Below are 12,834 nucleotides of genomic sequence, written 5' to 3'. Positions count from 1 at the left end.
CCTTATTTTATATAATCTTTAAAGTATGTTAGAGCTTTACGATAAGTCTCTTGCTTAAAGTAAACAACATGATTTATAGGATACCAGTAGCTAACCCAGCGCCAGTTATCAAATTCTGGTGATTTATTAGCTTCTAAATCTATATTACCTTCCGAAGATTTGAGTCTTAGCAAAAACCATTTTTGTTTTTGTCCTATACAAATAGGCTCCTTATTTCTAATTAAAGCTTCTGGTATGTCATATTTGTACCAATCCCTAGTCGAGGCTAAAACTTCCACATCATGAGGCCTTAAACCTACCTCTTCATGTAATTCACGATACATAGCTTGTAGTGGGGTTTCTCCTGAGACTACTCCACCTTGAGGAAACTGCCAAGATGATCGGTTACGACGTTGCCCCCAAAATACTCTGTTTTGCTTATTAAGCAATACAACAGCAACGTTTGCTCGATATCCATTTTTATCTATCATTATATAAAAAAATTTCTTTTACCTAATCTATATTCTAAACTAAAATTATAAAGATTAATATTTTTCTATAGTATTAAGTAAATATTAAATACAAAATGGCAAAGAATTTCTTGTACAATTAAAAGAAACTTTTATTTTAACCCTAGCTCTTTTAGTCTTTCGTTCAAAAAATCGCCTGCTTGAGGGTACCTTTGTGATAAGTAAACATCTGATTTAGGATGTATGAAACAAGGTATAGAAATCCTGTCAACGTTTTCAGCTTCACCCTCTGGCTTTACCACTCTATGTTTAGTTGCAATATACTCACCATTTGTCATTTCCTGGAGCATATCGCCTATATTTACTATTATAGACTCACTATCACATGGTACATCATACCATTGGTTATTAGTTGGTGATAAAACTTGCAAACCGGGTGAAGATGCTATTGGCAATAATGTTATAAGGTTTATATCTTCATGTGCTGCAGCTCTGACAGCGCCTGGCTCTTCATTTCCTTGCATTGCTGGGTAATGTAATATTCTCAACAAAGTACCCGGTTCTGAAATAGTCTCTCGAAGCCTCATAGGTAACTTATCTGCTACCTGAGGGTCCATATAGTCATCGATCCACTGCAATAAAGTCTTACCAAGCTCTATCATCTGATAAAACACCTTTCTAGCAGCATCACTTACCTCATTAGGATACCTTCCCCATGGAAAATACAAGTGATAAAAATGCTTTATATCCTTAACTTTTTCACCCTTAGCTACTTCTGAAACATCTTTTGGAAAATAGCCATCCTGCTTTTCAGTATCAAATCTATAGTTATGCACATACTCAGACTTTAAAAAATCTTCCCACTCCTTATAGACTGTTTGAATCAAACTCCAATCTATAGGATGAGTTTTTAATACAGCAAACCCAGTTTCTTTAAGAGATCTAGTAAAATCCTTAGCAGCGCCATCAGCATAATAGTCTACACTCAAGATATTCATTTATAGCTCCATTTTATCAACAACCATCTATAGCATTATACAATAATAAGCCCTTAAGTTCTTAGAAAAAAACTTGCTCAATAGACAATAGACAATAGACAATAGACAATAGACAATAGAGTAAGCCTAGTACAATTCTAATAAGTTATCATTATAAAGCCATTAAAATATTTTTTTATAAGGTCACCCCTACTAACCCCTAGGATGGTGTTTTTGGTAAATTTGTTTAAGTCTATTTTGTGAAATATGAATATATATTGTCGTTGTGGAAACATTACTATGTCCTAGTAACAACTGTACAGACCTTAAGTCAGCCCCATGGTTAAGCAAGTGAGTAGCAAAAGCATGTCTTAAGGTATGCGGAGATATCTCTGTATCTATCCCTGCTGTTAAAGCATAATGTTTTATACGATGCCAAAATGATTGACGAGTAATCCGCCTAAAATGCTTACTTACAAAAACTGCCTTTTCTTTAAACGTTCTTATTAAATTTGGCCTTACTTCATTAAAATATTTTTGTAAATACTCTAGAGCATATTCCCCTATTGGGACTATACGTTCCTTTGAGCCTTTACCTAAAACTTGTATAACTCCCATGTTTAAATCTAAATCATCAATATTTAATCCAACTAACTCACTTACACGCAACCCTGTAGCATACATTAACTCTAACATTGCTTTATCACGTATACCAACATCTTCACTTAGATCAGGTTCTTGTAGAAGTTTTTCAACATCTAACTCTGTCATATCTTTAGGTAAATTTTTTGCTAGCTTTGGTAACTCCAGCTTAGATGTTGGATTAAGCGTAATCTGACCTGTTGAAAAAAGCCAATTATAAAACTTACGTAAAGTAGAAATCATCCTAGCATTAGAACGAGCACTATAGCCTTTTTTTGACCTATAAGAGATAAAAGCATATAATTGCTCAAAGCTAAGATTTACAATATCTAATTTTGAAAAATAATTCTGTAAGAATTTAAGATCTGTACGATAAGAAGAGATAGTATTTTGGCTTAAACCATGCTCAAGCCATAAGTTATCTAAAAAAGTATCTATATTAGCAGACACTTTTATCAGTCCTTTAGGTATAAATTACTATACTTTTTCCTTAATTCTAGCAGCTTTACCAGTGAGGTCTCTCATGTAGTATAGTTTAGCTCTACGTACATCAGCCTTTTTATCAACTACTATACTATCTATAAGTGGTGAGTGAGTTTGGAATGTTCTTTCTACACCCATACCAGATGACATTTTTCTTACTATAAAGGCTGAATGAAGGCCTCTGTTTCTCTTTTTTAAAACAAAACCTTTAAATGCTTGAATTCTTTGCTTATCACCTTCTTTGATCCATAGATTAACTGTTATTGAATCTCCTGGATTGATCTCGGGAAGGTCCGTTCTTATTTGCGATTTTTCTACTAGCTCAACAAATTTATTTTTCATCTTTTACCCCTTGTGTGCTTACCTTATCTTTTTGGTATTGTTCTAATACATGTTTATCTTTATCAGATAGGCATAGGCACTGTATTAAATCTTTACGACGCTCATAAGTTCTAATCAACTTTTGCTTACGTCTCCATCTTGCTATTTCCAAATGATTACCAGATAACAATATATCCGGGACAGCTTCACCATTAGGTAAAACTGCTGGCTTTGTATAATGTGGGTAATCTAATAAACCATCATAAAATGAATCTTCTACAACAGAATCTTTATTACCCAACACATTAGGCAGTAGCCTAATTAAACTATCCATAATCAACATAGCTGGAATTTCACCACCACTTAACACAAAATCACCAACAGAGATTTCCTCGTCAACATGTTCTTGGATTAAGCGTTCATCAACTCCCTCATATCTACCACAAAGTAATATTAAAGAATCATTATTTAAAAGCTCTAGAGCTTTACTATGATCAAAAATACTACCCTGCGGCGACAAGTATACTACTTTTGTTTTATAACCTAAAGTTTTTTTTGCTCCCAAAATAGCATCCGCTAACGGCTGATACTTCATAACCATACCAGCTCCACCACCAAAACTAGTATCATCTACGGTTGCATGTCTGTCGGTAGTGTAGTCACGAGGGTTAAAATATTTTACTGCTGCTATTTCTGTTTTAAATGCTCTAGAAGTGATACCAAAATCACTTAATGCCTTAAACATTTCTGGAAAGATTGAAACTATTCCAAATTTCATAACTAAAAATCGTATTCCCAATCAACGACTATTTTCTTTAGATTAATTTCTTCTTTAACAATATATTGCTTAACATAAGGAATTAAATACTCTTGCTCCCCATCATGGCAAACTAAAACCTCATTTGCTCCTGTTTCAATAATATCTATAACCTTACCAAAGGATTCTCCATGATGATTACTAACTTTACAACCAATTAAGTCTTTAAAATAAGCTTCATCCTCTTGCAGCGCTGGTAATGCTTCCACAGGTACACCTATTAGTGCATTAACGTATTTTTTTGCAACACTTGCATCATTAACGTTAGCTAATTTCAGGTAAATCTTATCAGCCCGGCGATATACACTTTCGCCCTTTAGCAACTGCCAAGAATCAACCCCAGCAAGCCGTATGTACCAATCACCATAAGCTAATAAAACTTCTATGGGATTTGCCAAAGGATATAAGTTAAGTTCGCCGTCAAGCTTGTAAGTAGAACCAACTTTAGCTATTTCAACGAAACTCTCTGACATAAAAATATAGATCTTATGAAAAAATTAAGCAGATCTCTTAGCTTCTTTAATTAAAGAAGCTACTCTTTCTGAAGGTTGAGCCCCTTTTGAAATCCATTCATCAGCTTTTGCAACATCTAGCTTTAATCTTTCTTCACCACCTTTAGCGATTGGATTGAAAAAGCCAAGTTTTTCGATAAATTTGCCGTCTCTAGGGCTTTTTTTATCTGCAACCACTATTCTATAGAAAGGACGCTTTTTAGCTCCACCACGAGCCATACGAATTACTACCATTTATTATTTCTCCAGTTTTTAAATTTTCAAAACTATAAACTACCAAAGCTCTGATTTATGCTATCATTTACCTTTGGTACAAATTTTATACAAATTTTAATAGCACTACTTTAAAGTTTCTTAACTAAAAAGTCAATAGTTGACATAATATAAACATTAGATATAATACAACTTGTCGCTGTATTTAACAAACAACTTGCTTGCGACATAAAACAATAAGCTAAAGCGTTTCTATTAAATAAATTATTCCCAAGTTATTTTCTAGAAGCCTTTTAGCACAATCTAAAAGGAGCAAAAAATGTCAAAAAACTACCTTTTTACATCTGAATCAGTCTCAGAAGGACACCCAGATAAACTAGCTGACCAAATATCTGATGCCATACTAGATGAAATATTAAAACAAGACAAAAATGCTCGTGTTGCATGTGAAACTCTTGTAAAAACAGGAATGGCTTTAGTAGCTGGTGAGATTACAACCTCAGCATGGGTTGATATTGAGGAACTAGTAAGAAACGTAATCACAGAAACAGGTTACGATAATGCTAACAAAGGTATTGATGGTAGAACCTGTTCAGTTATAAACGCTATTGGAAAACAATCTAGTGATATAGCACAGGGTGTTGATCGCGGCTCACCAGAGGATTTAGGAGCAGGTGATCAAGGTTTAATGTTTGGTTTTGCCACCAATGAGACCCCTACCTTGATGCCTTCTGCAATTTATTACTCACATCTATTAATGAGAAAACAAGCCCAGCTTAGAAAAACAAATAAACTAAGTTGGTTACGACCAGATGCCAAAGCTCAAGTTACTTTAGCATATGAAAATGATAAACCAAAGTTTATTGATACTATTGTACTCTCAACTCAACATGATGAGACAATTTCTCAGAAAGACTTACATGATGCAGTAATAGAAGAAATCATAAAAGATGTAATTCCTAAAAACTTAATAACAAAGAACACAAAATACCATATAAATCCTACTGGAGTGTTTTTGATAGGTGGACCACAAGGAGATTGTGGCTTAACAGGTAGAAAAATCATAGTCGATACTTACGGTGGAGCTGCACACCATGGTGGAGGAGCTTTTTCTGGTAAAGATCCTTCCAAGGTTGACCGTTCTGGTGCATATATGGGAAGATATATCGCCAAAAATATCGTAGCTGCCGGCTTAGCTGATAAATGCGAGATACAAGTTGCTTATGCAATAGGTGTAGCAAGCCCCGTATCACTTATGGTAAATACATTTGGTACAGGTAGAATAGCTGATTCAAAAATCGAACAACTTGTTGCTGAAAACTTTGACCTAAGAGTTGGTAAAATTATTGAAAACTTAGACTTATTAAGACCAATCTACAGAAAAACCTCTAACTATGGTCACTTTGGTAGAGAATTACCAGAATTCAGCTGGGAAAAAATTGATAAAGCAGAAGCTCTTAGAACTGCCACTAAACTCTAATATAGACTATCGATTTAATAACAATTTATAAAAACAAGTTAACTGAGAAAAACCTAAAGCCTAGTGCTTAAATTATTAGAAGGTGTAAAACTTTATGGGCCAAACTACACTAATGTACTAGCTCTGTATTTCTTTTTAGCCTCAACAAACTCAATTTTAAGATCTTTATATCTTGATTTTATAGCTTGGATGTCAGCTTTAGACAAGACGTTATCTTTTTTAGCTTTCAGATACTCTTGTTTTGCACCATACATACTTTTAACATTAGCAACAAATTTAGTATATTTTTCTTCTATACCAAGTTGTGAAGCATTATTTTTCCTTTTTAAAGTTTCTTCTAACTTAACTTTTGCTTTTGCTATTTCAACCAAATGTTTAGGAGTTTTCTTAAGATCATAACACCAACCTATTTTAGCTAAACCTGCAATAAACCATTTTGAAGGGTCAAAATCAAAAAATCTAATACCATTCCTATAATCACCAGCAAAAGCATGATGATAGTTGTGGTAACCCTCTCCACCAGTAACTATAGCTGTTATAAAACTATCTCTAGCTGTATTTTTTGTTGAGTATGGTCTTTTACCGATAGTATGAGCCAAAGAGTTAATACAAAAAGTTGCATGATGAACTAACACAACTCTAAGAAACCCGCCCATCAGCACACTTGCTAAAATTCTGCCTGTAAACATCCCGTATAGTACAGGTAGACCAAAACAAGTTAATATAGCAAGTATTGTATAATGCTTATGTTGGAACACTAAAGCCTTATCTTTCATTAAGTCATTAACGCCTTTTATTTCCTGGACATCATGAGTATTATATCTTAGCAACCATCCAAAATGGCTATACCAAAAGCCTCTAGTAGCTGCATACGGATCTTTCACTGGATCATCAACGTCTTTGTGATGCTTTCTATGATCTGATGCCCATTGTAGTACACTGTTTTGTAACGCTGCTGTGCCAAATATCAGTAAAAAATAACTAACTAGCTTATTAGCTTTATATGTTTTATGTGACCACAATCTATGGTAACCCATAGTTATACTAACGCCTGTCAAACAGTAGAAAACTATAAGACAAACATAATCAGATGTCTGAAAACCATACGTAAAGCCATACCATGGTACCGCTATTATGGTAAATAAAGGAATTATTAGTAGTCCAAAAACACTTTTCCAAACTATGCTTCCTTCTTTTTCGAAAGTTTGATCTATTGTATTATTCATTCAAAACCTTAATTTTCTTTGATAAATTCATGAAAAAATTTAAACTTTAATCATTTCAATATAGATAATACCACATAAGATAGCTTTATAACAGAGCTTTAATATATATCAAATTGCTGCTCGTGCTTTTACATTAATTTCAAGGTTATTATCCTTAAAACCTTGATTATATCTATACGCCCCTGCAAGAGCTATCATCGCACCATTATCTGTACAGTACTTCATTGGTGGGAAAAATATTTGATAATTTTTCTTTTGGCTTAGATTATTTAATTTATTACGTAAAAACTTATTTGCACTTACACCACCGGATACTACTAATCTTTTGTTTTTCGTTGCACCTAATGCTTTATCACATTTAGTTACTAAAACATCTATTGCTGCCTCTTGAAAGGCATAGCAAAGGTTAGCTTTATTTTCTTGGGTTTGCTCAGACTCATTATACCAAGTATTTAAAACAGCTGTTTTTAAACCACTAAAACTAAAATCCAAGCTAGTTTTATTTTTCATTGGCCTTGGTAAGTAATATCTAGTTATATCAGAAGCTTTCTCAGCAAGATTTGCTACTTCAACTCCTCCAGGGTAAGACATTCCTAACAGTTTTGCTGTTTTATCAAAAGCCTCACCAACAGCGTCATCTATAGATTCCCCCAATAACTGGTAATCACCAAATTTTCTAACCTCGAAAAGTTGAGTGTGTCCTCCTGAGACTAGTAAAGCTATAAAAGGGTATTCTATACTGCTGTTATCATCTAATAATGGTGAGAGTAAATGTCCTTCCAAATGATGCACTGCCACAGTGTCAATATCATGCACAAACCCTAAAGTTTTAGCAAACGTTGCACCGACCATAAGAGCTCCAACTAAACCAGGCATAGCCGTATAAGCTATACAATCTATATCTGCAAAGCTAACTTTTGCCTTGCTTATAATTTCTTTAGTTAATACATTAAGCTTTGCAATATGTTCACGTGATGCTAATTCTGGTACAACTCCACCATAATCTTTGTGTAAGCTTATTTGGCTATACAAAGCATCTGCTATTAATTTCTTTTTAGAAAAATCATATAAAGCTATACCAGTCTCATCACACGAGCTTTCTATACCCAGAGTCAGCATTATTTTTTAGCGCCACCAGTAGTTTTTGTTATTTGAATAAATTTAGTGATAAAAGAACCTAACAATAAACCCAACACAAAAGCTATTGACATAAGAACTATCAATGGTAACGTAGTAATTCCAAATATATAGTCAAAACTAACTCTGTCAGTATTTAATATAGATAAAATAACTATAAGTATGATCGCTATACCAAAAAATATCTGCCAAAAAAGCTTCGCTAACATCGAAATATTAACCATTAATAAATATGTAAGTTATGTAGATAGTATAATTTAAAAAGTTAGAATAATAAAATTTTATTTGGGATAAAAATTTAAGATTTAGAAGTCTAATGATTCAAGAGCATTTCTTAATGATTCTTCGATATCATCATTTATATCTTTTTCCTCACTTACATGCTGATAATTCTCAAAAGAAGAACTATCTATTCCAAATGCTGCAGCATCTGTAAATGTCATACCATCTTCAACCCCTAACTCTTCTTTTAGCTTCTCAATCTTAGCTGCTTCTTTTCTGACAGCCAGTCCTGTACCTGTAGGAATTAATCTACCAATTAGAACATTTTCCTTAAGACCTCTTAGTTGATCAATTTGAGAATTAATAGAAGATTCTGTTAATACTCTTGTCGTCTCTTGGAAAGATGCTGCTGATAAGAAAGACTCCGTAGACAAAGAAGACCTTGTAATACCCATTAATACTGGTTCATACACAACTTCTTTTTTACCTTCTAAACTCAATTTATCATTCTCTTCAAGAATTCTAACAAGCTCAACCGTTTCTTCTCTTACAAATTTGCTGCCACCTTCATCTAGAATAACTGCCTTTCTAAGCATTTGTCTAACAATAGTCTCAATGTGCTTATCATTAATTACAACACCTTGCATACGATATACAGATTGAGCCTCAAAAAGGATATAGTCAGCAAAAGCCTCTAATCCTTTATATTTAAGTAGATCATGTGGGTCAGTAGGACCATCTGCTAATACATCACCCTTAGAGACAACTTCACCATCAAATACAACCAAATGACGAGATTTAGATAGTAATATTTCTTCAACAATATGACCACACTTGTCTAAAATCTCTATTCTTTGCTTCTCTTTGGTGTCTCTATTACCTAATCTAACTATACCATCACAAGGAGAAAGTATCGCAGCTTCTTTTGGACGTCTTGCCTCAAATAGTTCTGCAACACGAGGCAGACCCCCTGTAATATCTTTATTCTTAGACCCTTCTAGAGGAATCTTGGCAACAACATCTCCTATTGCAATTTGCATATCCTCAGTAACGTTTAACACTGCCCCAACAGCTAATGCTATTGATTTTAACTCATTACCATCATTGTCAACTATTTTAACTACTGGTTTTAAGTTTTTAGAAGTAATTCTCTGAGATAGCGAGGTTATTTCAATAGTCTGCTGGCCAGTTAGGTCATCATAAGTATGTTTAGATGTAATACCATCAATAACATCCTCCAAAATAACCTTACCTGCGACATCTGTGACTATTGGCTGCGCATGTGGGTCCCAAGTAGCTATCACATCACCGATCTCTACTGCTTTACCACTTGCTAGAGGAAGTACTGCACCCATAGGGATTCTGTGCTGTTCTCTAACCCTACCCATAGTATCAGAAACAACGATTTCACCAGCACGTGATATTACAATGTCTTGGCCTTCTTTATTTGTTACTGTCCTAATATTTTTAAACTTGATTTTACCAGCAGTTTTAACTTTAATATCACTAATTGTTACACCTAAAGATGCCGCCCCACCAGTATGGAATGTTCTCATTGTTAACTGAGTACCAGGCTCACCAATTGATTGAGCTGCAATTACACCTACAGACTCACCAACATTAACCTTTCTTTCTCGAGATAAATCTCTACCATAACACTTAGAACACAATCCTCTACGGGTCTTACATGTGATTGGTGATCTAACTTTAATCATATCAATACCATTATCATCTAATAGCTCTACTAAATTTTCATCTAATAAAGTATTTGCTTCTAACAATACGATACCTTTTTCCGTAACAACGTCAGCCGCTAATGTTCTACCTAATGCTCTTTCTGTAAGAGGCACTTTAACTTCACCATCTTCTACAATAGCTGAGAACATTAAACCATCATCTGTACCACAATCTTCTTCAATGATTACTAAATCCTGAGCTACGTCTACTAGTCTACGAGTTAAATAACCAGCGTTAGCTGTTTTAAGAGCAGTATCGGCCAAACCTTTACGAGCACCGTGAGTCGATGTAAAGTATTGCAATACTGATAAACCTTCTCTAAAGTTAGCTGTAATAGCCGTCTCGATCATCGTCCCATCAGGTTTTGCCATCAAACCACGCATACCTGCAAGCTGTCTCATCTGGTTATAAGAACCTCTAGCACCAGATTTAGCCATCATATATACAGAGTTAAATGATTCAATCTCTTTTTCTTGACCGCCAACAATAACTTTATCTTTAGATATAGCATCCATCATCGAAGCACCAACTTCATCTGAAGTTTTACTCCAAATATTGATTATATTATTGTATCTTTCATTCTCAGTAATAAGCGAAGACTGGTATTGCTCTGTTACATGCTTAATTTCTTGTTCTGCTTTTTCTACCTTAGTGTCTTTATCAGCAGGTATAGTCATATCATTTATACCTACAGAAATACCAGAAATGGTTGAGTATTTAAAACCAGCATACATAAGTTTATCAGCTAGGACAACAGTAGCTTTACCACCTAACATTCTAAATGCTTGGTTAATAATCTTAGAAATTTCTTTCTTAACTAAAACCTTATTAATTAACGAGAAAGACAACCCTTCAGGCAATATATTAATAAGTAATGCTCTACCAACAGTTGTATTAACAACACCTTTTTCATTATAAGTGTTACCTTTAGTATCAAATACTTGTCTATCTACTCTTAATTTGATTTTAGCATGGATATCTATAGTTCCAGAATTATACGCTCTACTAACATCTTCATAGCTTGCAAATAACTTACCTTCACCTTTTGCTCCATCTTTTTCTCTTGTAATATAGTATAAACCTAACACTATATCTTGAGTAGGAGTGATAATAGGCTGTCCTGAAGCTGGTGATAAAATGTTATTAGTAGACATCATCAAAACTCTAGCTTCTAGCTGAGATTCAACTGTTAATGGCACGTGAACAGCCATTTGGTCCCCGTCAAAGTCAGCGTTAAAAGCCGCACACACTAATGGGTGCAACTGAATAGCTTTTCCTTCGATAAGCTTCGGTTCAAATGCTTGAATACCCAACCTATGAAGTGTAGGAGCCCTGTTTAATAGTACTGGATGCTCATTAATTACAACTTCTAAGATATCCCAAACTACAGATTCCTCTAGCTCAACCATTCTTTTAGCTTGTTTAATAGTTGTTGCATGCCCACCAAATCTTAGCTTAGAGTAAACAAATGGCTTAAACAGTTCTAAAGCCATCTTCTTAGGTAAACCACACTCATGCAATCTTAAAGATGGACCTACTGTAATTACAGAACGTCCAGAGTAGTCAACACGCTTACCTAATAAGTTTTGACGGAAACGGCCTTGTTTACCTTTAATCATATCAGCTAATGATTTAAGAGGACGTTTATTTGAACCTGTTACAGCTCTTCCACGTCTACCATTGTCTAATAAAGCATCAACAGCCTCTTGTAACATCCTTTTTTCATTTCTAACAATAATATCAGGAGCATTAAGGTCTAATAGCTTTTTAAGTCTATTGTTTCTATTTATTACTCTACGATATAAATCATTAAGATCAGATGTAGCAAACCTACCACCTTCTATTGGTACAAGTGGTCTTAAATCAGGAGGAAGAACTGGTAAGACAGTCATTACCATCCACTCAGGTTTATTACCAGAAGCTTGAAAAGTCTCTAGAAGCCTTAATCTTTTTATAGCTTTTTCTTTTTTAGCTGCAGATTTGCTTTCTTCATATTCAACTTGTAGCTGTTCCATTTCTGATTCGATATCAGTATCAGATAATAATTCTCTAATAGCCTCTGCACCCATAGAAGCTTCAAACTCATAACCATAGTTTTCTAGAGCTTCTATATATTCTTCATCAGTAAGTAATTGCTTTTTCTCTAATGGAGTCATACCAGGATCAGTAACTATATATGACTCAAAGTATAATACCTTCTCTACATTTTTAAGAGGCATGTCTAAAAACAAACCTATCCTAGAAGGTAAAGATTTTAGATACCAAATATGTACTACTGGACACACTAAATCGATGTGCCCCATTCTTTCTCTTCTTACTTTAGCTTGCTCGACTTCAACACCACAACGCTCACATACCACACCGCGGTGTTTTAAACGCTTATATTTACCACATAAACATTCATAGTCTTTAACAGGACCAAAAATTTTAGCACAAAATAAACCGTCTCTCTCCGGCTTAAATGTTCTGTAGTTAATAGTTTCTGGTTTTTTAACTTCACCATGAGACCACGAACGTATAACCTCTGGGGACGCTAAAGATATCTTTATAATATCAAACTTTTTACTATTGTAATTTTGATGTAGGATACCGTTATTCACAGGTTGCTCTCCTATACT

At 34.3% G+C, this 12,834-nt stretch carries 12 protein-coding genes; 1 reads left to right on the top strand and 11 read right to left on the bottom strand.

All coding sequences use genetic code 11. The features are described from left to right. Positions 1 to 2 precede the first annotated feature (2 nt). From E4K63_RS01365 to rpsP, 7 genes are all read right to left on the bottom strand, one after another. Entirely contained in the window at positions 3 to 470 is a 468-nt protein-coding gene (locus E4K63_RS01365; RefSeq protein ID WP_133942174.1) for an RNA pyrophosphohydrolase, read from the bottom strand. A 131-nt stretch (positions 471 to 601) separates the two neighbouring features. After that, positions 602 to 1,447: a 2OG-Fe(II) oxygenase family protein gene (locus tag E4K63_RS01360; RefSeq protein WP_133942173.1), complete on the bottom strand. Its 846-nt coding sequence runs from the start codon at positions 1,445 to 1,447 to the stop codon at positions 602 to 604. Between the two features lie 192 nt (positions 1,448 to 1,639). Next, positions 1,640 to 2,518, bottom strand: a complete 879-nt coding sequence (gene xerD / locus E4K63_RS01355) for a site-specific tyrosine recombinase XerD (protein ID WP_133942172.1) — start codon at positions 2,516 to 2,518, stop codon at positions 1,640 to 1,642. Between the two features lie 27 nt (positions 2,519 to 2,545). Further along, a complete protein-coding gene (rplS, locus tag E4K63_RS01350) occupies positions 2,546 to 2,893 on the bottom strand; it encodes a 50S ribosomal protein L19 (protein ID WP_133942171.1) in 348 nt (115 codons plus the stop codon). Next, entirely contained in the window at positions 2,883 to 3,650 is a 768-nt protein-coding gene (gene trmD, locus E4K63_RS01345; RefSeq protein ID WP_133942170.1) for a tRNA (guanosine(37)-N1)-methyltransferase TrmD, read from the bottom strand. Before trmD ends, rplS begins: the two co-directional genes overlap by 11 nt. A gap of 2 nt (positions 3,651 to 3,652) precedes the next feature. Next, on the bottom strand, positions 3,653 to 4,162 hold the full coding sequence (gene rimM / locus E4K63_RS01340) for a ribosome maturation factor RimM (protein WP_133942169.1): 510 nt from the start codon (positions 4,160 to 4,162) through the stop codon (positions 3,653 to 3,655). Positions 4,163 to 4,186: 24 nt separating this feature from the next. Further along, complete coding sequence (gene rpsP / locus E4K63_RS01335; RefSeq protein ID WP_133942168.1) at positions 4,187 to 4,435, bottom strand: 30S ribosomal protein S16; 249 nt, start codon at positions 4,433 to 4,435, stop codon at positions 4,187 to 4,189. Positions 4,436 to 4,733: 298 nt separating this feature from the next. Here rpsP and metK point away from each other — a divergent pair, with 298 nt between their 5' ends. After that, positions 4,734 to 5,894: a methionine adenosyltransferase gene (metK, locus tag E4K63_RS01330; protein WP_133942167.1), complete on the top strand. Its 1,161-nt coding sequence runs from the start codon at positions 4,734 to 4,736 to the stop codon at positions 5,892 to 5,894. A 104-nt stretch (positions 5,895 to 5,998) separates the two neighbouring features. Here the strand turns inward: metK and E4K63_RS01325 are convergent, their stop codons facing one another. The 4 genes from E4K63_RS01325 to rpoC form a co-directional block, all read right to left on the bottom strand. Beyond that, the gene (locus tag E4K63_RS01325) at positions 5,999 to 7,120 is read right to left on the bottom strand and encodes a fatty acid desaturase (protein WP_133942166.1); all 1,122 of its coding nucleotides are present in this window, start codon (positions 7,118 to 7,120) and stop codon (positions 5,999 to 6,001) included. A 108-nt stretch (positions 7,121 to 7,228) separates the two neighbouring features. Next, entirely contained in the window at positions 7,229 to 8,239 is a 1,011-nt protein-coding gene (gene tsaD, locus E4K63_RS01320) for a tRNA (adenosine(37)-N6)-threonylcarbamoyltransferase complex transferase subunit TsaD (protein WP_133942165.1), read from the bottom strand. Then, entirely contained in the window at positions 8,239 to 8,466 is a 228-nt protein-coding gene (locus E4K63_RS01315; RefSeq protein WP_133942164.1) for a lipopolysaccharide assembly protein LapA domain-containing protein, read from the bottom strand. The genes tsaD and E4K63_RS01315 overlap by 1 nt, the downstream gene beginning before the upstream one ends. Positions 8,467 to 8,562: 96 nt before the next feature. Further along, a complete protein-coding gene (gene rpoC / locus E4K63_RS01310) occupies positions 8,563 to 12,816 on the bottom strand; it encodes a DNA-directed RNA polymerase subunit beta' (protein ID WP_133942163.1) in 4,254 nt (1,417 codons plus the stop codon). Positions 12,817 to 12,834: the final 18 nt, after the last annotated feature.

It is taken from the genome of Allofrancisella inopinata, assembly GCF_012222965.1.
In the GTDB taxonomy this organism is placed as follows: domain Bacteria; phylum Pseudomonadota; class Gammaproteobacteria; order Francisellales; family Francisellaceae; genus Francisella; species Francisella inopinata.
The sequence above is the reverse complement of the archived record's forward strand: the minus strand, read 5'-3'. Positions and strand labels throughout refer to the sequence as shown.